Genomic DNA, 24,197 nt, shown 5'->3' on the forward strand with positions numbered 1-24,197 from the left:
ACAATTCAAATGAACCAATGGGGGTACGGCTAATGAACAAGTCCATCAACATCCAAGATACGTTCTTGAACCAACTGCGGAAAGAAAATATTCCAGCTACGGTCTATCTGACTAACGGCTTCCAAATCCGCGGGACGATCAAGGCATTTGACAATTTTACGATCGTCATTGACAGCGACGGACGCCAGCAAATGGTCTACAAGCATGCCATCTCCACGTTCACGCCGCAACGCAGCGTATCGCTGATGCAGCAAGATAACAGCGGCGAAGCTTAAAAAATTACGAAACCTTTTCACCAACCATTTCGTCTACAAGTATAGGCAGTGAAACAGAGCAACCTGAATAAAGGGTTGTTCTTTTCATTCCGGGCAAAATATGTTTAATATATGTCTGAGCCTAGAGACGAATAGAAATTACGCAACCGAAAGGGAGTCAGGAGGTAACATGCCAAACGATCCGTTGTCGAGGTCTAACAATCGCAACAACAATAACAAGTCACCCAAAAAAGCGAAACCAAAGACCTCTAAAAAGAAAAAAATTACGGGTAAACGCGTTGGATGGACACTGTTTTTCACAATGGCAATCGCCATATTCTGTGCACTTGGCGGATATTTATTTATTATGGTGAGTGGCGAAAATCTGCTCAAAGCCAACATGGATAAAACCACAATTAATGAAACTTCAAAAGTATATGATCGCAATGGCCAATTAATGGGGGAGCTGTCCATTCAGAAGCTGGAACCCGTCAAAGAAGATGATATTCCTGAGCTGGTGAAGCAAGCCTTCATCGCAACGGAAGATAAACGATTCTACGATCATCAGGGTGTGGATATCTGGTCCATTGGGCGTGCGGCGGTTAAAGACGTCATGGCCCGTTCCATGGTGGAAGGTGGTAGTACACTCACCCAACAGCTTGCCAAGAACATGTTCTTGTCTCGTGACAAGACGTTCTTCCGGAAAGCAACGGAAGTTTCGATTGCAATGGCATTAGAGCGCAAGTACACAAAAGACGAGATCCTGACGATGTACCTGAACCGGATATTCTTCGGTCATCAGCGTTACGGGATTAAAGCAGCATCTGAATTTTATTTTGGAGAAAAAGATCTGAATAATCTTGAATTATGGGAAATTGCCACACTCGCCGCGATGCCCAAGGGGCCTTCTGCCTACAATCCGGTGAGTAATCCGAACGATTCCAAGGCACGCCGTGGCGTTGTTCTCCAGCTGATGTATGAACAAGGATACATCACGAAAGAAGAGATGGATAAAGCTAAAGCGGTAGATTATAACTACAAGCGACCAGAGAAAGAGAAGAAGTATCAGGCCTTTATCGATTATGTACTTCGTGAAGCTGAGCGAGTAACAGGCAAAACGGAAGATGATCTGAATATCGGCGGATACAAAATCTATACAACCATGGATGCTCAGGCTCAAACAGCGATGGAAACTGCCTTCACAGATGACAGTCTGTTTGAGGCAAGTAAAGATGATCAACAGGTCCAAGGCTCCATGGTTATTATGAACCACGAGAATGGCAGTCTCGTTGCCCTCCTGGGTGGACGGGATTATCAGACCAAAGGCTATAGTCGTGTAACGCAGAGTCGAAGACAACCAGGTTCAGCTTTTAAACCGATTGTGTCTTATGCACCGGCTCTTGAATCAGGCAATTACAGTGCCAACTCACCGCTAAGTAATGCGAAGCAATGTTTTGGTAACTACTGTCCTGGTAACCTGCATGGATATTCTTCAACGATCAGTATGACGGAAGCCATTACGAAGTCGGAAAATATTCCTGCGGTTTGGTTACTTGATAAAATAGGCGTTAACACAGGCATTAATTTTGCCAAGAGTGTAGGCATACAGCTGACGGATGAAGACAAAAACCTGGCGATTGCCCTCGGTGGTCTAAGTAAAGGTACAAATACACTGGAGATGGCGCAAGCCTATAGTGCATTTGCCAACCTCGGAGAATACCGACAAGCCTATGCGATTAAAGAAATTAAGGATAGCGCAGGCAAAACCACTTACAAACATGATAACTCGGACACAACGCGTGTCATGAGTGAGCAAAATGCATATCAGTTGACACAGATGCTGCAAAACGTCGTTAATGACGGTACGGGACGTTCAGCGCGTCTGGATCGTCCTGTAGCGGGTAAAACAGGAACTGTTCAAAGTGGCATCTCTGGCAACAGTGCCAACCGTGATGTATGGTTTGTTGGATATACACCGGAATGGACTGCCGCAGTTTGGATGGGGTATGACAATCCGGATGCAAATCATATGCTTAAGAACAGTAGCAAGCTGTCGGCATCTTTCTTTGCCAAAGTCATGGGAGATGCATTGAAAGGCGTACCTGTGAAGCAATTCAAAGCACCAGCTGGGGGGCAGGCACCTCCGCCAGTAGAAGAACCAGAGCAACCGGCTCTGTCCGTTAGTGGGCTGAGTGGATCATATGATCCAACTGCACAAACCGTCTCACTGAATTGGACTGGAACGGGTGACGGGAGCACACAATATCGGGTGTATCGTAAAGAAACCTCTGAAGCCCAGTTCAGTCATCTCATTGATGCAATAGGAGCGACCAACGCACAAGATTTAAGTGCGTTGCCTGGTCTAACCTATGAGTACTATGTGACAGCTTACGACTTGGCATCAGGACTGGAGACGGATCCTTCCAATACCATTTCTCTGATGATTGAAGCGCAGGAAATGCCACCGGAGGAACCTGATCCGGGTATAGACCCAGGAACAGAGACAGATCCTGAGCAGCCAGGTACAGAGAATCCGGACAATGGTTCACCGGATAATGGCAACTCGAACGGTAATAACGGTAACGGTAATGGGAATGAAAATGGCAACAGCGGAAGTGGAAATGGAAATGGTAATAACGGAAACAATGGAAATAACGGTGGAGCTGGTCAAGGAAACGGTCAACCTGGGGGAGGCAACACGCCCCCACCTGATCAGGGTACAACGGAACCAGGAGGCACCGGAGAAGGTTCCGATGATGGGTCCGTAACGACGCCAGGCGAGGTTGTAACCCCGGACAGCGGAACGAATGGTGATACTGGAGGAACAGATACACCTGCAGATTCTCAAGCTGGAACTGGCGGCTAAGCCATCTGAAACACTAAATAGTTACACCAAAAAACTGCTTCCCGAAATATCGGTGAAGCAGTTTTTTTGTACTATACGGAACCTCTTTAGTAGAAGCTGATTTGACGAATAGGTGGGACAAAGGTTGATTTTGAGTGTATACCTTAAATATGGTAAGCTGTAACTATTCGTAATACGTTGTGCAGGCAGGTCCAGAGCGCTGGAGGCTATCATGCGGATGTTATTACATTGTTCACCAATATCAGAGCAGGTCACGGACCTGTAGTCGGCAAAGAGGGGTTCGTATGAAACGGAAATTCGGGGACCGCGCGAACTGGCGCCGGATTACGAACCGACAATTCACATGCCGGTTCGTTCAATCCAAGATTTTCACAGGTTATATTACGTTGTACACCATACAGGATTTGAAAGAACCTCTGTGGAAAACATATGGAGGCAGTACCTTCTGTATCGCAGATAAAGGTTACTCTTGGCTGCAATATTATCCGAAGGGAGAGCACTTCGTGGTTACGGCGATGTTTGACGATCAGGAACGGATTGTGGAGTGGTACATTGATACATGTCGTAGTCAGGGGATAACTGATCAGGGTGTCCCTTGGTTTGATGACCTGTATCTGGATGTCGTTGTACTGAAAGATGGAGAAGTATTTTTGTTGGATGAAGATGAGCTTGAAGATGCACTGTCACGGAAGCATATTACGACGGGTGATTATGACTTGGCGAACAAGACAGCAAAGGAACTGCTGCATGCCATTGACGCACATGTATTTCCGTACTTTCATTTATCACTGAAACACAGGCAGAGTTTGTTTGAGAACGGAGAGTTTCGAAAAAACATTCAGATTTGAGACATGTACTTCGCCGCAGAATTCTTCTTCTTGATCCTTCTAATATTGGAGCACCTGATAGAATACATTAATAATCAGGAGAGTTCAGCCCGATAAAATAGAGGTGATGGCGAATGAACGGACGGGTCATGGCTGCAGGAGAGCAACCAGGAGGCAGACCATCCAGACAAATTAATATTGTGTTGCGTAACCAGGAACCTCAGATGTTGGTCAAAGATGAAGCGGCGGCAGTCCAGGCAGCTAAGAGTATAACCAAACATACGCACTTCCAGGAGATACAGGGTGAATTGGAGCAACTGGTTGGACTTGAAAATATCAAAGACTTGGTATTTGAAATCTATGCTTTCTTACAGATTGCTCAGATGCGTACTGAAGCAGGTTTACTTAGTGGTGCGCACGTGTATCATATGATCTTCAAAGGCAATCCGGGAACTGGCAAGACCACCGTTGCCAGGATCGTTGCCAAACTCTTTCAAAAGATGGGTGTGTTGAGTAAAGGACATCTTATTGAAGTAGAGCGTGCGGATCTGGTTGGAGAATATATTGGTCACACGGCTCAGAAAACAAGGGACCTGGTCAAAAAGGCGCTCGGTGGGATCTTGTTTATCGATGAGGCATACAGTTTGGCTCGCGGTGGTGAGAAGGATTTCGGTAAAGAAGCAATCGATACGCTGGTGAAATCCATGGAAGATAATAAAAATCAGTTTATACTGATTCTTGCCGGGTACTCAGAAGAAATTGATTTTTTTCTCCAGACGAATCCTGGATTACCTTCCCGCTTCCCCATTCAAGTGGAGTTTCCAGACTATAGCATTGACCAGTTAATTCAAATCTCTGAGATTATGGCCAAAGAGCGTGACTATATTCTAATGCCACAGACCATACTCAAACTAAAGCAGCATTTGCTTCAGGAAAAAAATGATTCACTGCATGCTTTCAGCAACGCCAGGTACGTTCGTAATGCCATTGAGCGCTCGATTAGGCATCAGGCAGTTCGATTATTGGAACAATATACGGAGGGCAGTCCAGGAAAACTGGAGCTGATGACAATCCGAACAGAGGATTTGAACTTTGAGCGAAAGTAAGCGATAATATAGTTTTTACACCAGCCGGCCGGGCCAACCGGTTCGGCTTAAGGCATGCAATGGCATATTCGTGGCAATGAATATCAACAGATAAGCAATTAGAGGGAGTGAACATATACATGACAAATGGTACACATGATACAGATATGGTCAAAAAAGATCGCGCCGTCTTGGTGAGTTTAGTTACGGATGATGTAAAACGTACAGGCATCAATCCAGAGTACTCTTTAGAGGAACTGGTGAAACTTGCCGAGACAGCCGGAGTGGAAGTCTTAAGTGTACTTTCTCAGAACAGGGAAAAACGGGATACTAAATGGTTTATTGGTAAAGGCAAAGTGGAAGAACTCCGTGCGATTGCAGAGGAACTCGGAGCAACTACAGCTATTTTTGATCAGGAATTGTCAGGTGCACAGGTTCGTAATCTGGAAGAGACCCTGGATCTTAAGATTATTGACCGTACGCAATTGATTTTGGACATCTTCGCACAGCGTGCCAACACAAGAGAAGGTATCATTCAAGTGGAATTGGCTCAACATAGCTACTTGCTGCCACGTTTGTCGGGTCATGGCAAGAACCTGTCCAGACTCGGTGGCGGAATTGGAACCAGAGGTCCGGGTGAAAGTAAGCTGGAGACCGACCGTCGTCACATCCGTGGTCGCATCGATGATCTGAAACGTCATCTGGAAGAACTGACACGTCATCGTAAATTGCATCGTGAACGCCGTAAAAAGACAGGTATTGTTCAGGTGGCTCTTGTTGGTTATACCAATGCTGGCAAATCAACATTGCTCAAGCAGTTGACTGCTGCAGATGTTTATATTCAAGATCAGTTATTTGCTACACTGGATCCAACATCACGTACCATGGAGCTTCCGAGTGGCAAAGAAATCGTACTTACCGACACGGTTGGATTTATTCAAAATCTTCCGCATGATCTAATTGCAGCTTTCCGGGCAACGCTGGAGGAAGTAAATGAAGCAGATCTCATCCTGCATGTTGTGGATGCCTCATCGGCAATGCGTGAAGATCAGATGCGAACGGTTAACACGATTCTGCAAGAACTTGGTTCAGGGGACAAGCCACAGCTTGTGCTTTATAACAAAAAAGATGCATGCACACCTGAACAGCTTGAGATGCTTCCATTGGATAAAGACCACATCAAAGTAAGCGCATTAGACTCAGAGGATCTGCTTAAAATCCGCGAATTGATTCAGACAGAGCTTACAGGTGACACGAAGCGCTTCCGGATACCGGCAGAACGTGGTGATCTTACGTCCGTACTCTACAAAATTGGTGATGTAGTGGATACCAGCTTTGAAGAAAATGATGTGATTTATGAAGTGGAACTGCAAAAAGGTGAGTATGAGAAATTTGGTCATATGCTTGAAGATTTCATTGAATTGTAATACTCATGACATATTGATGTGATAAGTTGACACGATAATAGATATTTAACGTCAGATTCGTGCTATGAAGGGGAATGAAGTAAGATGGTAAGCTTTGATTCAGAAATATCTGAACTTCAACATCAAGTGGAGCGTCAGATTGAAGGACAACTACAACAGATTGATCGGATCACGGATCACAACCAATGGAAGGTCATTCATGCTTTTCAACAGCGAAAAGTAAGTGATTTCCACTTTGCAGGTTCAACAGGTTACGCGTATAACGATCGTGGGCGTGAAGTGCTTGATGAAGTATATGCTGATGTTTTCGGTGCGGAAGCGGCGTTGGTACGTCCTCATTTTGCTTCAGGTACACATACGATTAGTACAGCTCTTTTTGGAGTGTTGCGCCCAGGCGACGAATTATTGTACATCACGGGTAAGCCTTATGACACATTGCATAAAGTTATTGGCAAACCCGGCGATGGTACAGGTTCGTTACGCGATTTTGGCATCGGTTACCGGGAGACGGCCTTAACTGCTGAAGGTAGAGTGGACTGGGCAGAAGTTGAGAAAAGCATCACACCGGCTACGAAAGTCATTGGAATTCAACGTTCACGTGGTTATGACTGGCGCTCCTCCTTCTGCGTAGCCGAGATCGCTGAGATGGTTACACGTGTTAAAGCGCTGAAGGAAGATGTCATTGTGTTCGTGGATAATTGTTATGGTGAATTCACGGAGGAACGTGAACCGACCGAAGTTGGGGTTGACCTGATGGCCGGATCACTGATCAAGAATCCTGGTGGAGGCATTGCGGAAACCGGTGGATACATATGTGGGAAAGAACAGTACGTACAGCTGGCAGCCTATCGTCTGACGGCCCCGGGAATTGGGGGAGAGGTGGGAGCGATGCTAGGGACAACACGTGGCATCTACCAAGGACTTTACATGGCTCCGACAATTGTAGGACAAGCTATCAAAGGAAGTACGTTTGCTGCAGCGATGTTTGCTGAGTCCGGATTTGTAACCAAACCGGCTTGGAATGAAGCTCGTACAGATCTGATCCAGGCTGTTCAGTTCAGCTCTGCTGAGCATCTGATTGCCTTCGTGCAGGGCATTCAGCGTGCAGCAGCTGTGGATAGCCATGTGGTTCCTGAACCATGGGACATGCCTGGTTATGAGCATCCTGTCATTATGGCGGCAGGTACATTCATTCAGGGCGGAAGTCTGGAATTATCAGCCGATGCACCTATTCGGGAGCCTTATATCGGGTATATGCAAGGCGGGCTAACGTACTCTCATGTCAAATATGGCGTTTTAATGGCGTTACAGACCATGAAAGATCGTAAATTATTGTGAGTTTATCTAACACATCATTGACACTTGGTAACAACTAAATGTACAATAGGGTGAAGAATAGATGACTGGAAGGTTGATGAACATGGGTGATGAAATTCGCAGAAATATGGCCTTATTCCCGATTGGTATCGTAATGAAACTTACGGATCTGTCCGCACGGCAGATTCGTTATTATGAGCAACACAGCTTGATTGTTCCTGCGAGAACGTCAGGTAATCAACGTTTGTTCTCTTTTAATGACGTAGAGAGATTGCTAGAAATCAAGGCTTTGATTGAAAAAGGAGTTAACATCGCAGGGATCAAACAAGTGATGAATCCTGTTTCAAAAGAATCCGAGGAAGCTACAGTTATCACGCCAGATACTGAAGTCAAACGCAGAGAGCTGTCCGATACGCAGTTGCACCGCTTGCTGAAGCAGCAGCTAGTATCAGGTAAGAGACCTGGACAAGTATCTCTCATTCAGGGAGAGCTTTCCCGTTTCTTTAATAAATAGTAAGTTCGCATAACTTGGCGAGTGAGGCGAAATCATGCACTTGTGATGGCAGACTCCTTGACCCGTGGAACTTTCTAATGTACAAATATAACAGGCAAGCTAAATTACGCAGATAAGAAAGGGAGAGGTTATAGTGAGTTATACAAAAGAAGACATTCTCCGCATTTCGAAAGAAGAAAACGTACGATTCATTCGATTGCAATTTACCGATTTGCTTGGAGCTATCAAAAACGTTGAGATTCCTGTGAGCCAGTTGACTAAGGCTCTGGATAACAAAATGATGTTCGATGGATCTTCCATTGAAGGTTATGTACGTATTGAAGAGTCCGACATGTACCTCTATCCAGATCTAGATTCTTGGCTTATTTTCCCATGGGTTGCAGAGAACCGTGTTGCACGCCTGATTTGCGACGTATATCTTCCGGATGGTAATCCGTTCCCAGGAGATCCACGTGGCATCTTGAAACGAAACCTGAAAGAAGCCCAAGATATGGGATTCACTTCCTTCAACGTCGGTCCTGAACCCGAGTTCTTCCTGTTCAAAACAGACGAAAAAGGAAACCCAACTAACGAACTGAATGACCAAGGTGGTTATTTCGACCTTGCGCCTACGGATCTTGGTGAAAACTGTCGTCGTGACATCGTTATCACACTTGAAGAAATGGGCTTTGAAATCGAAGCTTCCCACCATGAGGTAGCTCCAGGTCAGCATGAGATCGACTTCAAATATGCTGATGCTCTGAAAGCAGCTGACCAGATCCAAACGTTCAAACTCGTTGTTAAAACGATTGCACGTCAGCATGGTTTACATGCAACATTCATGCCGAAACCGCTGTTTGGTATGAACGGATCCGGTATGCATTGTAACCAATCCTTGTTCAAAGGCAATGAGAACGCATTCGTTGACGAGTCGGACGAGTTGGGTCTGAGCAAAACTGCACGTCACTTCATGGCTGGAACTCTGAAGCATGCGCGTGCGTTTGCAGCAATTACTAACCCAACTGTGAACTCATACAAACGTCTTGTACCAGGTTATGAAGCACCTTGTTATGTAGCATGGTCTGCTAGTAACCGTAGCCCAATGATCCGTATTCCAGCTTCCCGTGGCCTGAGCACACGCGTTGAAGTTCGTAACCCGGATCCGGCTGCTAACCCTTACCTGGCTTTGGCTGTTTTGTTGAAAGCAGGTCTGGACGGAATCAAACGTGAGCTTTCCTTACCAGCTCCAATTGACCGTAACATCTACATCATGTCAGAAGAAGAGCGTGTAGAAGAAGGCATTCCAAGCTTGCCAGCTGACCTGAAAGAAGCATTGAATGAATTGATCCGCAGCGAAGTAATCTGTGATGCTCTCGGCGACCACGCCTTGGCTCACTTCTATGAGCTGAAAGAAATTGAGTGGGATATGTACCGTACACAAGTCCACCAATGGGAACGCGATCAATATATTACTTTGTATTAATAGCTTAATCCCTTGGCGCTCTAGCGCTGAGGGTTTTTTCTTTTTGTTGGCGGGAGTAGATCAAATCAACGAAAAAATAAAGTACCCACAGAATCCCCCGAATTATTCTTCAGCGGCCAATATAACTTTTCAATATTTTGTCTGTCACCAAGGCTAACATGTTTATCACAAAATCCAGTAGATCGTTGATTTAGATCATTGTAAAACTTCCTTTTATAGAAGGGGAACTTTCCTATGTTTTACTTAAGGTCTGCATTTGATAAGTGGTATCTCAACAAGTTTTTTATACTGCATTACAATACTCACCTGTCTTGTAACCTATTAAAGAGAAAAAGAAGTTAGCCTTATTTTTAAAGCGCAAAAAACTCGAACTGAATTGGAAGTGAGAGACTTACATAAACCTTCTAAGGCAACCTGATATACATGAAATAGAAAGAATAGTACCTTTCCCACTCTATTAAAACTCCAATCAACTTTTAAATAATTTCAAAACAATGTTTCGTATGTATGTTGAAAGTTTCATATAGAAGAGGTATGCTTTAATTAAATTTTGGAAAATTCAATTTTAAATAATTAACTGGAGATGTTGATATGGATCAAGCAAAACAACTGGTGACAGCACAACGTGCATTCTTTTATACAGGACAAACCAAGAATATCGACTATAGGATTAATGCTCTTCAGGAGCTTAGAAAAGGAATTGAAAAGTATCAGCAACGGATTCAAGATGCACTTCGGGCTGATCTGAACAAATCTGAGGCGGAAGCTTACGGTTCCGAGATTCGCATTGTGTTGGGTGAACTGGATTTTGCATTAGAACACCTGCAGGAATGGGCTGCACCAAGACAAGTTCCAACCAATTCGGCTATGCCGGATGGGGTGAGTACCATTTACCCTGAACCATACGGAGTGGCTCTTATTATTGCACCTTGGAACTATCCTTTCCAATTGGCTTTTGGTCCGCTGATTGGAGCAATTGCAGCCGGTAACTGTGCAGTTATCAAGCCTTCCGAATTAACACCGTCCGTATCTCGTCTGACGTATGATCTGATTCAGGAGATCTTCCCTCAAGAGTATATTGCCGTTATGGAAGGTGAAGTTGAGGCTAGCACAGCATTGTTAAAAGAGAAGTTTGATTATATTTTCTTCACAGGCAGCACGGGGGTTGGGCGCATTGTTATGAAGGCAGCAGCAGAGCATCTGACTCCTGTAACCCTGGAGCTAGGGGGTAAGAGTCCGGCTATAGTTCATAGCGATGCAGATCTGAAGCTGGCAGCACAGCGTCTTGTTCGCGGTAAGTTCCTGAATGCGGGGCAAACTTGTGTTGCTCCGGATTACTTGCTCGTGCATGAACAAGTTCATGATGAACTGATCGATCTGATTGGTGCAGAGATCAAAGATAAATTTGGAGATGATGTGCTACAGAACGCTGATTTTCCGCATATTGTCAACGCACGTAACTTTGATCGATTGTCGAAATTCCTTAATGATGGTAAAACGCTAATTGGTGGACGTTCTGTGCGCGAGCAGTTGCTTATTGAGCCGACTGTACTTGGAGATGTGAACTGGGAATCACATGTCATGCAAGAAGAGATATTCGGTCCGATTCTTCCTGTATTTACGTACTGTGACCTGAACCCGATGCTGGATGAGATCGTCCGCCGTCCAAAACCATTGGCGTTATATCTCTTCACACAGGACGAGCAGCTGGAGAATCAGGTTCTGAATCAAGTATCCTTCGGTGGGGGATGTATTAATGACACACTTTCTCATATGACATCTCATTATCTCCCGTTTGGTGGTGTAGGAGAGAGCGGTATGGGCTCATATCACGGACAACAGAGTTTTGATGTGTTCTCTCATCACAAGAGTGTTCTGAAACGCAGTGAATAATTAGCCGATAAAACAACATAAAACAAGCAAAGAGGTTGTCCTGTTCGTTAGGGCAACCTCTTTGCTTGTTTTATTCCATTGCATCTAGTTTTGTTACTCATGTTTAATGAATATCTCGGAAAAGGCCAATGACTTTACCCAGAATACTAACGTGTTTCAAACGTAAAGGTTCGAAGGTCGCATTCTCCGGTTGAAGGCGAATATGATCTTTCTCTTTGTAGAACGTTTTCACTGTAGCTTCATCGTCTTCAGTCATTGCAACGACGATATCCCCGTTATCAGCAGTTTGCTGTTGACGGACAATAACATAATCCCCGTTAACGATTCCAGCTTCGACCATACTATCTCCGACTACCGAAAGCATAAACACTTTCTGTTCGCCTACATAGTGCGTAGGAAGAGGGAAGTAGTCTTCAATGTTCTCGGTTGCAGTGATGGGAACCCCGGCTGTAACCTTACCAACGACAGGAATACGTGCAACGCTATGAGCAAATTGATGAGAATGCTCAGATTCTTCCTGGCTCAAAAGCTCAATAGCTCTTGGCTTGGTAGGGTCGCGTCGGATCAACCCTTTTTTCTCCAAACGATCCAAATGTCCATGTACTGTTGAGCTGGAAGCCAGTCCAACCGCTTCACCAATTTCCCGTACGGAAGGAGGATACCCCTTCAACCGGACTTCATTTCGTATAAACTCCAGAATAGCCTGCTGCCTGCTGGATATCTTCGACATACCGTATCAACCCCATTTTAGTAACGTTTGGGAAAATTATAACATAGAACCTCCGTTCGTACAAACATAAGTTCTAAATAAAATGGCATTAAATCAGTGTTTTTTAACTTTCAGAACAGAATTTGTACAAAAGTTAGAGCAGAATACTACAAATACTGTGCAAGAGACATTAAATAAGGATGTCTCTCCTTCAAAAAAAGAAGCGAACAATTGTTCTAAAAAGCTATTGAACAAAACAAGTGTTCGTGTTATATTGATTCCAACAGATAGGAACAAACGTTTGGAGGCGGGTATTAAATGAGATATTCTACTTATCAAAGCATTTATGAACCAATGAATTCGGAACTGGTGAAGTCCAACATAGGGAACTACAAGAAGGTTTTAACACGTTTCAAGATTTCTTCATGGATGTTAAAGGTGGCCATTACCTCTTTGATTATATTTATTGGATGTAGCACTGTTTTAACTGTATTTGCTGGCAATGAGAATGATGTTCTTCCAGGAGGAAAGGTAGCCATTTCAGAAGGGGAAACATTATGGAGTATTTCTTTGGAACACAAACCGTCGAATATGGATACACGTGTTTATATAGAAGCAATTAAGAAAGTGAATCAACTTCATACGACTTCGATCCAAGTGGGTCAGGTATTAGCTCTACCGCAATTTGCAGAATAAAATACACATTACTGCGTCTTAGCGCGTGTCAGCTTGACAAGCTGCCTTTATCATGGCAAAGTTAATATGACTTTGTATTTTTGGAGGGGACAAGCTTGGATATAGATAGTCTGGTAGCACGCATAAACGAATTGGCTCGTAAGCAAAAGTCCACTGGATTGTCGGAGGAAGAACTTACTGAACGTGCCGAGCTAAGAGAGATTTATTTAAGTAATATTCGCAGCAATTTCAGACAACAACTGGATACCATTGAGATTGTTGATGATGAGAATGACAAAGGCCACCAAGGCAAACTCAAACACTAACGAAACCTAATGATATCATTATGATATTTAGGTTTCTTCCTGTTATTTTGAGGGTGCAATCTATAGGGGGAAATATTGGTTTATAGTTATGTAAGCCGATACAAAGACACATAAGGGGGATTCTCATGTCGCGTTCGTTCGAGAGAACGGTTAAGAAAAATTCCAAGCAGTTAAATCAGCAACGCAAAAAAAGTGGTCAACCAATCACAGGTACACCAGGTGAAGAAGTCTTTAAAGGACGCAGCCTGTTGTTCCCTATATTTTTGATCGGTCTTGCCTTTTTGTATCTGTTTATGAGCACATTCCTTGTACAAGCTCCAATGACAACCTGGGACTGGGTGACTATGCTGCTTTACGTATTTTTGGCAGTCATCTTCATGCTTCGTCGTCCGTATATCAAGATTAGCAGTAATCGGATTATAACGACGAAGGGGAATCGTGAACGCTCAATCGGGGTTGATGACATCATCAAATTCAGAATTGAACCAGGTACAGTTGTTATCGAACATAACAGTCGCGGGAAAAGATGGGTGTTTACCAAGTTATTGAACCGTTACGATACAGATGCGATTGCAGAACGTTTACTGAAGTTTGCGAAAGCACACCAGATCACCGTGGAAACCGTCGGAAAGTAATTATTGTATAAAGGGGTAGATGATCGGAATGGCGTTAAAAGCGATTTTGTTCGACCTGGATGATACTTTATTATGGGATGAGCGTAGTGTTCGAGAAGCTTTTCATGAGACTTGTCTAATCGCAGCGAAAGAGACTGGGGTTAAACCGGAAGAACTTGAAGAAGCCGTTCGGAACGAGGCACGCGGACTGTATGAATCATATGAAACCTTTCCTTTTACCAAAATGATTGGAATTAATCCGTTTGAAGGCCTATGGGCTAACTTTACCGGTGGAGATCAACCTGAGTTCCGTCAGTTGGAACAACTTGCTCCTGTTTACCGTAAAGAATCCTGGCGTCGTGGCTTGTTGAAGTTGGGTGTAGATCGGGAAGATCTTGCTGAACAACTGGCTTCGCAGTTTGGCGTAGAACGGAGATCCAGACCCCATGTGTACGAAGAAACGATTGATACCTTACGTCAATTACAAGGCAAGTACAAACTGTTGCTGTTAACGAACGGTTGTCCAGCTTTGCAACAAGAGAAGTTGGACGGTGTGCCTGAATTGACTCCTTTCTTTGATGAGATTATTATCTCGGGTAACTTTGGAAAAGGAAAGCCGGATCCTTCGATTTTTGAACATGCCTTGAGTAAACTGGGAGTTAAACCGGAAGAGAGCATGATGGTGGGAGACAAGTTGACGACGGATATTCGTGGTGCGTTATCAACTGGCATCCAATCCGTATGGATTAACCGTGAACATAAGACCAACAATGAAACGTATGCGCCTGACCATGAAATAACGCATTTATCGGAATTAGATCAGCTTATTGCTAATTTCTGAGCAGATCAGCTATAACATCTTACCTCAGCACCCTGAAACATTGGAGGCTTCACTGAACGATAATGTCGTTCGTGAAGTTGCCAATGTTTTTTTATTGGGCACTATTGGCTAATTTACCTTGTTAAATGAGATAATATTTTTTTTTGCTAAAAGTTATTGAAATTAAGGGGAAGCTGGATTAGAATATAACTAACATACTAGTATGACTAGTATATAGATTGTCCTCAAGCAATTTCTTTTGACTTAATTCATCGAATGGAAGCAGGAGTTGTTGCTTATTATTTTTGGTTTATTGTAAGCGCTTCACCTGTTTAAAGACCTTCTTTCGATTTGGAGATCACACCACCTGGCAAGTGCTAATTCATGATGTGAAGCACCTTGGATTGTGTGATTCTACATAACACACTAAAATGGTATCGCTTACATTCGGCTATTATCTATTTTGTAGTGGGGGTGAAGTTGAAGGAGTTGTTGTCTTCTACAACAGGAGAAACAATGGGGTTGTACATGAATTACTCTTACTTATCAAGTCCTGGATCGGAGTGAAAACACATGGAGTCGGAAACCGCTAAAACAACGTTAACCATGACATCTTTACGTAAAGAGAGCAGATTACGAACGGCAGCAACCTTGTTTCGCAAAGACTGGCAGCTGTATTCACTATTGATCCTTCCCATCATCTATCTCCTTATTTTCAAATATGGACCGATGATTGGTAATGTGATTGCGTTCAGACGTTTTGTTCCTGGGGGAAGTATATTTGGAGAAACGTGGGTTGGATTACGATACTTCAAAATGTTCATTGAGGACCCTACCTTCTGGAGAGTATTCGGTAATACGCTGATGTTGGGTGGACTTGCGTTACTCTTTACATTCCCGGTTCCAATTATTTTTGCCTTGATGCTTAACGAAGTGAAAAGTAAACGATTCAAAAAGTTTGTACAGACCGCGTCTTATCTGCCTCATTTTCTGTCCATCGTTATCGTTGCGGGTATGATCCTGCAACTGACAGCAGTGAATGGTTCCATTAATGGACTGGTGGCTTTCTTCACCGGAGACAGTATTCCTTTTATGCAGCGGGCTGAATGGTTCAGAACAATCTATATCACTTCAGAGGTATGGCAGGGTATGGGTTGGGGAGCGATATTGTATCTGGCTGCACTGACAACCATTGATGATTCTTTGTATGAAGCTGCGCGTATTGATGGAGCCAATCGCTGGAAGCAAACGATTTATGTAACGCTTCCAGGTATCTTGCCAACCATTGTGACGTTATTGATTTTGAACATGGGTAATTTCCTGGCTGTTGGATTTGAAAAGATTTTGCTCTTGTACAATCCGCTTATTTATGAGACATCTGATGTAATCTCCACTTACCTGTATCGGGTCGGACTGGAATCCAGTAACTTCAGTTATGCTACCGCAATTGGCTTATTCGAATCGCTGATCGGTCTGATTCTGGTGTTCTCCGTAAATGCCATCTCACGCAGACTGACACAAAGAAGCTTATGGTAAAGGAGGAGCATCATGCAGGAATCCAGATCTTATAAGGTATTTAAAGTTTTTAATGTCATTTTTCTGCTATTCGTGGTATTTATAACGCTCTATCCATTCTTGAATGTCGTGGCACAATCCTTCAGCAGTGAATCTTATATTAATTCGGGCAAGGTTAGTCTGTTTCCAAGAGGATTCAATGTGGAGACGTATAAGACCATCTCACGTGACAGCATGTTCTGGACCAATTATAAAAATACGATTATTTACACCGTGGTAGGTACGTTAATCTCCATGTTCATGACGACTATTTTCGCATATGCCCTGTCCAAAAAGAGGTTGATGGGTCGCAAGTTTCTGACGATGTTCGCCGTGTTCACGATGTTCTTCAGTGGTGGACTGATTCCAAACTATGTCTTGATTAATTCTCTTGGCTTCAACAACACCATGTGGGCACTTGTTGTTCCTGGCGCAATTAGCATATACAACATGCTGATCATGAAGTCATTTTTTGAGAATATGCCTGAAGAACTGGAGGAAGCTGCCTCTATTGACGGGTTGAACACCTACGGGATCTTGTTACGCATTATATTGCCGTTGAGTAAAGCGGTTATGGCAACCATGGTGCTGTTCTACGCAGTGGGCCATTGGAATTCATGGTTCCCAGCCTTTCTGTATTTGGACAAAAAAGAACTGTTCCCAGTCACCATTTATTTGCGCAATATGATTGCAGGAGCGACCAGCGGGGCATCTGCCGGTGCAACCTCAGCTGATAACCTGACACAGATTGCTGCCAATATTAAATCTGTAACGATGGTATTAACCATCTTGCCGATACTCACGATCTATCCATTTGTTCAAAGATACTTTGTAACCGGTATCATGTTAGGGTCTGTTAAACAGTAATACGTAGCAGCTATATAAATTGAACTAAAGATGATTTACACGGAACACTCCGCTGACAGAATAACCTTCCAATCGCTGTTATCCCCAGATTTTTTCGATTCCCTGTTTAAAAGGGAAAATCCGGTGATAAAGGCGAGCGCTACGCTTTTTCAGGTTTTTTCTGTCCTCTTCGTTTTGTGTAAATGAATTGTTCAATTTATAAAGAATGATTCACATGATTAACTTTTAGAGGTATTTAAAAAGTTTTAAGGCAAGTCAACCTAAACCAAATTCAGGGGGATAACCTAAATGAATCAAAAGCCACGTAAGTTTGTCGGTAAAATGGTTTTGGCAACAATGATGACCGTCGTTCTGGCAGCATGTAGCAGCGGTACTGGAACTGGAGGTGACGTCACAGAAGTTCAGACCAACGCTGCGATGGAGACGTACAATGTAGGGGACACATTTAAAGCGACAGAGCCATTTAATCTTTCCATACTATATAGTGATCAACCTAGTTATCCATATAAAAAAGACTGGTTACTTTTTGATAAAATCACCGAACTGACGGGTGTTACGCTTGAGCCAACGATTGTACCTATGAGCGACTACTCTCAGAAGAGATCTCTGTTGATTAGTTCTGGTGATGCACCACTGGTTATTCCTAAAACGTACCCAGGTGAAGAGTCTGCATTTGTATCTTCCGGTGCGATTTTGCCGATTAGCGACTATATTGATTTGATGCCGAACTTCAAGGATAAAGTGGAAAAATGGGGATTGGAAGATGAACTCGAAGGACTTCGACAGGAAGATGGAAAGTACTATGTACTTCCGGGTCTTCATGAAGAAGTATGGCCAGATTACACACTACTTGTAAGAACAGATGTTTTTGAGGAAAATAACATTGCCATCCCGACCACATGGGACGAATTGTATGATGCAGCCAAAAAGCTAAAAGAGATCTATCCGGATTCCATTCCGTTTTCGGACCGATTCCAATTCAATAGTACGTTGAACATCGCTGCTACCGGTTTTGGCACCAAGGCTGGATGGGGTTTTGGTAATGGACTGACGTATAAAGAAGATCAGGATCAATTTGTGTACACGGCTACTACACCGGAGTATAAGGAAATGCTAACGTACTTTAACAAATTGGTATCCGAAGGGCTGCTCGATAAGGAGAGTTTTACACAGGATGATGATCAGGCTGTACAGAAATTTGTATCCGGCAAATCATTCATGATTAATGGTAATTCCCAAACGGTGGTGTTGCACCGAAATGATATGAACAAAACGCTGGGAGAGGGTAAATTCTCGGTTGCGAAGATTACAGTACCTGGTGGACCAAAAGGACAGCTGATGTCCGGGTCGAGACTTGAAAACGGTGTCATGATTTCCGGGAAAATTCAAAAGAGCGAAAATTTCAAAGCCATTATGCAATTCGTTGATTGGCTGTACTACAGTGATGAGGGGCAAGAGTTCGCCAAGTGGGGCGTAGAAGGTGAAACATTCACCAAAGAAGATGGGAAACGTAAATTGGCAGAGGACGTTAACTACAATGGTTTGAATCCGAAAGGAACGAAGGATTTGCGTATTGACTATGGCTTCTCTGGTGGTGTATTTGCCTATGGGGGTACTACAGATCTGCTGCAATCCATGTTTAGTGAAGAAGAGTTGAAATTCCAGCAAGATATGAAGGATACCAAAGAAGTTATCCCGGCAGAACCACCAATTCCATACTCTTCTGAAGATCGTGAACGGGTGACACTTCTGAGTACACCACTGAAAGATTATTCGGACCAGAATACACTTAAATTTATCTTGGGTGAGCGTGACTTGTCTGAATTCGATACTTTCGCCAAAGAACTGGACAGTCAAGGATTATCTAATTATCTGAAGCTGGCAAATGATACGTATAAAGCCTACAAAGAAAACAAGCAATAACATAGTTGATGCTGGCCGGATTACCGTTTCACTCCGATATTTAAGTGGAACGGTAATTTGTGCTAAGATGAATGAATACGGCTGAGAGAAAGAGGTCAAGGCATGTCACTTAATCAAAAAATTAGAGGCTCGACCCGGGCATATTCATATAATCTGTTAAAAGAACGAATTCTTCATCTGGAACTTAAGCCTGGTACCAAGATTTCAGAGAAAGAGATTGCAGATGAACTGCAGGTGAGCAGAACCCCCGTGCGGGAAGCATTCATGAAGCTTGCTGAAGAAGAACTGCTGGACATTATTCCACAGAGTGGAACCATAGTCTCTCATATCAACTTGGAGCATGTGGAAGAAGGCAGATTTATGCGGGAGAAGATGGAGAAGGAAATCGTGACTTTGGCTTGTGTTTCGTTTCCTGAGGAGTTTCGATTCAGACTCGAAACCAACATTGCAATGCAGGAAGTATGTATAGGGAAAAACAATTTCTATCGACTGTTCGAACTGGATGAAGAGTTTCATCAGATTTTGTTTCAGGGCACAGGGAAGCTTAGAACGTGGAAAATGTTGCAACAGCTGAATATCCCGTTTAATCGGTTACGTTTATTACGTCTAGCGGAGGATTCCAACCTGGAGGTCATTATCTCGCAACATAAAGAGATTTATCGACTTATTACAGAGCGTAAGACGGAGCAAGCGGTTCAGGTGATGGAAGCTCATCTCAGACTTGTCGTGATTGAACAGGAATCGATAAAAGCAAAATACCCACATTATTTTATCTAGTACGCAGATGTTGTAAAATACGCTCCATGCCAAAAGCCCTGTTCAAATGAACAGGGCTTTTGGTTTATTGAATCGCAACAAGGGAGTCTTAGCCTTGTTTGATAAACGTAGGATCAGGATACGGATCTGCAATCCATCCATCCTTTTCGATGAACAGACGTACAGCTATGATTTGTTTGTTCTCCATTAAAGTGAAGAAGTGCGGTGTATTCTCCGGTACGGAGATGACGTCTCCAGGAGACAGTTCTACATTAAAGTATCCTACATCATCTGTAGCTTTGATAACAAAGATTCCTTTACCGGCAACAATTGCACGGATCTCATCTTCAGCGTGGGTGTGGATCTCTTCGAACTTGGCCAGTTTCTCTTCGATATCTGGTGTCTGTTCGGACAACGTGATGACATCCCAGATCTGATATCCGCGACGTGCAGCCAAATCTCTGATTTCATAATCGTAAGTTTCCAAAACCTCGGTTTTCTGATCATCAGTCAATCCAAAGTTATTTTGCAGATCAGTGTTCAGTTTGGATGCGTCCCACTTCTCATATAATACTTCGTATTTGTTCAAGAAATTTCGAACGTTTTCGTCACCAGTGATGCGTTCGTTCGTATTTCGGATTACAATTTCAGCCATGTTCTTTCCCTCTTTTCCACTTGGTTTAATTGAATTATATCGGATTGCTCTGTTTTTGTCGATTCTCAAATTCCGTTCATATTCGAGCAAACCCGCCATCTTACGGGAGCAAAACCGATCTTTCACATTAAGTTAGTTTCTGTTAAACTAAGATTTAACGTTTTGCGGGGGTGAAGATATTGGATAAGATTAGTCTACACGATGCATTAAAACAACGAATATTAATCCTCGACGGTGCAATGGGGACCATGATTCAACAAGTTGATCTGACTGGTGAAGATTTTGGCGGCGAAGATCTGGATGGATGTAATGAAATGTTAGTGCTTACTCGTCCAGAGCTAATCCAGCGCATTCATGAAGAATATCTTGAAGCTGGCGCTGATCTGATTGAAACTAACACATTTGGTGCAACATCAGTCGTACTTGCTGAATACGATATTCAGGATCGTGCACGGGAGATCAACCTGGAAGCAGCCAGAATTGCGAAAGCTGCAGTTGATCGTTTTTCTACACCAGAATCTCCACGTTATGTGGTAGGTGCGATGGGACCAACAACCAAAACACTGTCTGTTACTGGGGGAGTGACGTTCCAGGAACTGATCGACAGTTATTTGGAGCAAGCGCTTGCTTTAATAGAGGGAGGCGTTGATGCGCTACTGCTTGAAACCTCACAGGATACCCTCAATGTAAAAGCAGGCAGCATTGGAATTCAGCAGGCCTTTGAACAGAGTGGCATTACCCTGCCACTGATGATATCAGGAACAATAGAACCCATGGGTACGACCCTTGCAGGTCAGAACATCGAATCCTTTTATATATCCTTAGAACACCTTAACCCAATTTCGGTAGGACTAAACTGTGCTACAGGTCCAGAGTTCATGCGTGATCACATTCGCTCGCTTTCTGGAATGGCATCGGTTGCCGTTAGTTGTTACCCGAACGCGGGTCTTCCAGATGAGAATGGTAATTATCACGAGTCCCCAGATTCTCTTGCTCAGAAAATTGGTGCTTTTGCCGAACAGGGTTGGTTGAATATTGCTGGTGGATGTTGCGGAACAACTCCCGCACATATTCGGGCCATGCGGGATACACTAGCCCAGTACCCCCCAAGAGAAATGAACGGAACACACCCACCTGCACTGTCAGGTATAGAACCGATCTACATCGAACAGGACAATCGCCCATATATGGTCGGAGAGCGTACGAACGTGCTGGGATCACGGAAGTTCAAACGGCTTATTGTTGAAGGCAAATATGAAGAAGCTTCGGAAATAGCTCGTGCTCAAGTGAAAAACGGAGCGCACATTGTCGATGTATGTGTACAAGACCCAGACCGTGAAGAGTCTGAAGACATGGTGAAGTTCCTTGAACTCGTTGTGAAAAAAGTAAAAGTTCCACTCATGATCGATACGACAGATGCTTCAGTAATTGATCTGGCCCTCCAGTACTGCCAGGGTAAAGCAATAATTAACTCCATTAACCTTGAGGATGGCGAAGAGAAATTTGAGCTGATCACGCCATTGCTGCATAAATATGGTGGTGCGGTTGTCGTCGGAACGATTGATGAACGCGGTCAGGCGATTAGTCGGGAGGACAAGCTTGACGTAGCCAAGCGCTCTTACGATCTACTGGTGAACAAATATGGACTCAAACCAGAAGACCTGATTTTTGATACGTTGGTGTTCCCGGTAGGTACGGGAGATGAACAGTACATCGGTTCAGCGAAAGAAACCATTGAAGGTATAAGAGTGATCAAGGAAGCGATGCCTGAATGTCATACGATACTCGGGATCAGTAACATTTCATTCGGACTGCCTGAAGCAGGTCGTGAAGTGCTGAACTCTGTATTTTTGTATGAATGTACCAAAGCAGGTCTCGACTATGCGATCGTGAATACAGAGAAACTGGAGCGTTATGCCTCCATTCCGGAAGAAGAACGCAGACTTTCGGAAGAGCTTTTATATAATACCAATGACGAAACACTGGCGGCGTTTGTAGCGGCGTTCCGCAACAAGAAGGTTGAGAAGAAGGAAAAAATCTCGAACCTTTCATTAGAAGAGCGTCTCGCTTCATATGTTGTGGAAGGAAGTAAAGAGGGATTGCTGCCGGATCTCGAACAGGCACTTGCCAAATATACGGCACTTCAAGTGATTAACGGTCCACTGATGCGGGGGATGGAGGAAGTAGGCCGTCTCTTTAACAACAATGAGTTGATTGTAGCTGAGGTGTTGCAGAGTGCGGAGGTTATGAAGGCTTCTGTGGCATATTTGGAGCAATTCATGGAGAAGAACGAGACTTCTGTTAAAGGCAAGATCATTCTGGCTACGGTCAAGGGTGATGTTCATGACATCGGTAAGAATCTGGTAGAGATCATCCTGTCCAATAACGGTTACCGGATCATTAATTTGGGTATAAAAGTACCACCAGAACGTATCATTGAGGCATACCGAGAAGAAAAAGTCGATGCAATCGGCCTCTCGGGTCTATTGGTAAAATCAGCGCAGCAGATGATTCTTACCGCTCAGGATTTACGAACAGCAGGTATTGATGTGCCTATTATGGTTGGCGGAGCGGCGCTGACACGTAAATTCACCAAAAATCGTATACGTCCTGAATATAACGGAATGGTTGTATATGCGAAAGATGCAATGGATGGGCTGGATCTGGCGAACAAATTGATGAATCCCGTTACACGTGAAGCGATGCAACTGGAGATGGAAGCTGAGAAAGAAGCTGATGCTTCGGGGGCTGTAGCCGTTCAGACTCTTCCAGAGCTTACACGGGTGGAGCGTTCGGATATCGCCTTAGATAATCCGGTTCTTGTACCGCCTGATTTGGATCGGCATATCATGCGCAACTACCCATTATCACACATCCTGCCATACGTGAACATGCAGATGTTGCTTGGACATCATCTGGGGTTGCGCGGTTCAGTTGAACAACTGCTTGCTTCAGGTGATAAGAAGGCTACTGATCTGAAAGCAGTAGTGGATGATATCATGCAAGAGGCTGTTCGTGACGGAATTATTCAGGCGCATGCCATGTATCGTTTCTTCCCTGCTCAGTCCAGTGGTAACAGCATCATCATCTATGATCCAAAGGACACAAGTAATATCTTGCATACTTTTACGTTCCCACGTCAAAAAGTCGAGCCGTTCCTGTGCCTGTCCGACTTCCTGAAGCCTGTTGAATCCGGTCAGATGGATTACGTTGGTTTCATGGTTGTTACGGCTGGACACGGTGTGCGTGAACTATCCACTGCGTGGAAAGATAAAGGGGATTACCTTCGCTCGCATGCTCTGCAATCCGTAGCGCTCGAAGTAGCAGAGGGATTAGCTGAACGTGTGCATCATATGATGAGAGACATCTGGGGATTCCCGGATTCTGCTCAGATGACCATGAAGCAACGTCACGGTGCACGCTATCAAGGGATTAGGGTATCCTTTGGATATCCGGCTTGTCCGGATCTGGAAGACCAAGGGCCGCTGTTCAAGTTGCTGCAGCCTGAGGATATCGGTGTGGAATTGACGGAAGGTTTCATGATGGAACCTGAAGCTTCCGTATCAGCGATGGTATTCAGCCATCCGCAAGCTAAGTATTTTAACGTAGAAAAGGCATAAATCAGTAGAGTGTCAGGCAAAGCCCTCCGCATT

General features: G+C 43.9%; 20 protein-coding genes. 18 read left to right on the top strand and 2 right to left on the bottom strand.

The genetic code is table 11. The features are described 5' to 3' along the window. Window positions 1-32: 32 nt before the first annotated feature. From hfq to AC4G47_RS12065, 9 genes are all read left to right on the top strand, one after another. Entirely contained in the window at window positions 33-275 is a 243-nt protein-coding gene (gene hfq / locus AC4G47_RS12025; protein ID WP_017687918.1) for an RNA chaperone Hfq, read from the top strand. A gap of 169 nt (window positions 276-444) precedes the next feature. After that, window positions 445-3,120, top strand: coding sequence for a transglycosylase domain-containing protein (locus AC4G47_RS12030; RefSeq protein ID WP_491106146.1), 2,676 nt, complete (start codon window positions 445-447; stop codon window positions 3,118-3,120). A 284-nt stretch (window positions 3,121-3,404) separates the two neighbouring features. Beyond that, on the top strand, window positions 3,405-3,968 hold the full coding sequence (locus tag AC4G47_RS12035; protein ID WP_145322132.1) for a ribonuclease FAU-1 family protein: 564 nt from the start codon (window positions 3,405-3,407) through the stop codon (window positions 3,966-3,968). 113 nt (window positions 3,969-4,081) lie between these two features. Next, the gene (locus tag AC4G47_RS12040; RefSeq protein WP_458122913.1) at window positions 4,082-5,053 is read left to right on the top strand and encodes an AAA family ATPase; all 972 of its coding nucleotides are present in this window, start codon (window positions 4,082-4,084) and stop codon (window positions 5,051-5,053) included. Between the two features lie 119 nt (window positions 5,054-5,172). Beyond that, entirely contained in the window at window positions 5,173-6,459 is a 1,287-nt protein-coding gene (hflX, locus tag AC4G47_RS12045; RefSeq protein WP_458122912.1) for a GTPase HflX, read from the top strand. Between the two features lie 84 nt (window positions 6,460-6,543). After that, window positions 6,544-7,797 (top strand): methionine gamma-lyase family protein, encoded by a 1,254-nt coding sequence (locus AC4G47_RS12050; protein WP_491106147.1) that lies wholly within the window; start codon window positions 6,544-6,546, stop codon window positions 7,795-7,797. A gap of 82 nt (window positions 7,798-7,879) precedes the next feature. Beyond that, on the top strand, window positions 7,880-8,290 hold the full coding sequence (locus tag AC4G47_RS12055) for a MerR family transcriptional regulator (RefSeq protein WP_111273725.1): 411 nt from the start codon (window positions 7,880-7,882) through the stop codon (window positions 8,288-8,290). 133 nt (window positions 8,291-8,423) lie between these two features. Then, a complete protein-coding gene (glnA, locus tag AC4G47_RS12060; protein WP_091029299.1) occupies window positions 8,424-9,752 on the top strand; it encodes a type I glutamate--ammonia ligase in 1,329 nt (442 codons plus the stop codon). 591 nt (window positions 9,753-10,343) lie between these two features. After that, a complete protein-coding gene (locus AC4G47_RS12065) occupies window positions 10,344-11,645 on the top strand; it encodes an aldehyde dehydrogenase (RefSeq protein ID WP_491106148.1) in 1,302 nt (433 codons plus the stop codon). A gap of 103 nt (window positions 11,646-11,748) precedes the next feature. Here AC4G47_RS12065 and lexA read toward each other — a convergent pair whose 3' ends face one another. Beyond that, a complete protein-coding gene (gene lexA / locus AC4G47_RS12070) occupies window positions 11,749-12,375 on the bottom strand; it encodes a transcriptional repressor LexA (RefSeq protein WP_017688034.1) in 627 nt (208 codons plus the stop codon). A 297-nt stretch (window positions 12,376-12,672) separates the two neighbouring features. On the opposite strand from lexA, the gene AC4G47_RS12075 reads away from it, so the two are divergent. The 8 genes from AC4G47_RS12075 to AC4G47_RS12110 all read left to right on the top strand — a co-directional run bounded on the left by AC4G47_RS12075 (window position 12,673) and on the right by AC4G47_RS12110 (window position 19,910). Then, window positions 12,673-13,050 (top strand): LysM peptidoglycan-binding domain-containing protein, encoded by a 378-nt coding sequence (locus AC4G47_RS12075; protein ID WP_491106149.1) that lies wholly within the window; start codon window positions 12,673-12,675, stop codon window positions 13,048-13,050. A gap of 95 nt (window positions 13,051-13,145) precedes the next feature. Further along, on the top strand, window positions 13,146-13,355 hold the full coding sequence (locus tag AC4G47_RS12080) for a DUF896 domain-containing protein (protein ID WP_458122908.1): 210 nt from the start codon (window positions 13,146-13,148) through the stop codon (window positions 13,353-13,355). Between the two features lie 125 nt (window positions 13,356-13,480). After that, window positions 13,481-13,990: a hypothetical protein gene (locus AC4G47_RS12085; protein ID WP_491106150.1), complete on the top strand. Its 510-nt coding sequence runs from the start codon at window positions 13,481-13,483 to the stop codon at window positions 13,988-13,990. Window positions 13,991-14,018: 28 nt separating this feature from the next. Next, on the top strand, window positions 14,019-14,810 hold the full coding sequence (locus AC4G47_RS12090; RefSeq protein WP_491106151.1) for an HAD family hydrolase: 792 nt from the start codon (window positions 14,019-14,021) through the stop codon (window positions 14,808-14,810). 585 nt (window positions 14,811-15,395) lie between these two features. Continuing rightward, window positions 15,396-16,325, top strand: a complete 930-nt coding sequence (locus AC4G47_RS12095) for an ABC transporter permease (protein WP_458127279.1) — start codon at window positions 15,396-15,398, stop codon at window positions 16,323-16,325. Window positions 16,326-16,337: 12 nt separating this feature from the next. Next, window positions 16,338-17,210: a carbohydrate ABC transporter permease gene (locus AC4G47_RS12100; protein WP_036613592.1), complete on the top strand. Its 873-nt coding sequence runs from the start codon at window positions 16,338-16,340 to the stop codon at window positions 17,208-17,210. Window positions 17,211-17,498: 288 nt separating this feature from the next. Next, complete coding sequence (locus AC4G47_RS12105) at window positions 17,499-19,133, top strand: ABC transporter substrate-binding protein (protein WP_491106152.1); 1,635 nt, start codon at window positions 17,499-17,501, stop codon at window positions 19,131-19,133. Between the two features lie 102 nt (window positions 19,134-19,235). Further along, window positions 19,236-19,910 (top strand): GntR family transcriptional regulator, encoded by a 675-nt coding sequence (locus tag AC4G47_RS12110; protein ID WP_145322120.1) that lies wholly within the window; start codon window positions 19,236-19,238, stop codon window positions 19,908-19,910. 88 nt (window positions 19,911-19,998) lie between these two features. Here AC4G47_RS12110 and AC4G47_RS12115 read toward each other — a convergent pair whose 3' ends face one another. Further along, window positions 19,999-20,544: an acireductone dioxygenase gene (locus AC4G47_RS12115; protein WP_458122904.1), complete on the bottom strand. Its 546-nt coding sequence runs from the start codon at window positions 20,542-20,544 to the stop codon at window positions 19,999-20,001. Window positions 20,545-20,723: 179 nt separating this feature from the next. Here AC4G47_RS12115 and metH point away from each other — a divergent pair, with 179 nt between their 5' ends. Continuing rightward, entirely contained in the window at window positions 20,724-24,164 is a 3,441-nt protein-coding gene (gene metH / locus AC4G47_RS12120; protein ID WP_491106153.1) for a methionine synthase, read from the top strand. Window positions 24,165-24,197: the final 33 nt, after the last annotated feature.

It is taken from the genome of Paenibacillus sp. Negev47, from assembly GCF_058313655.1.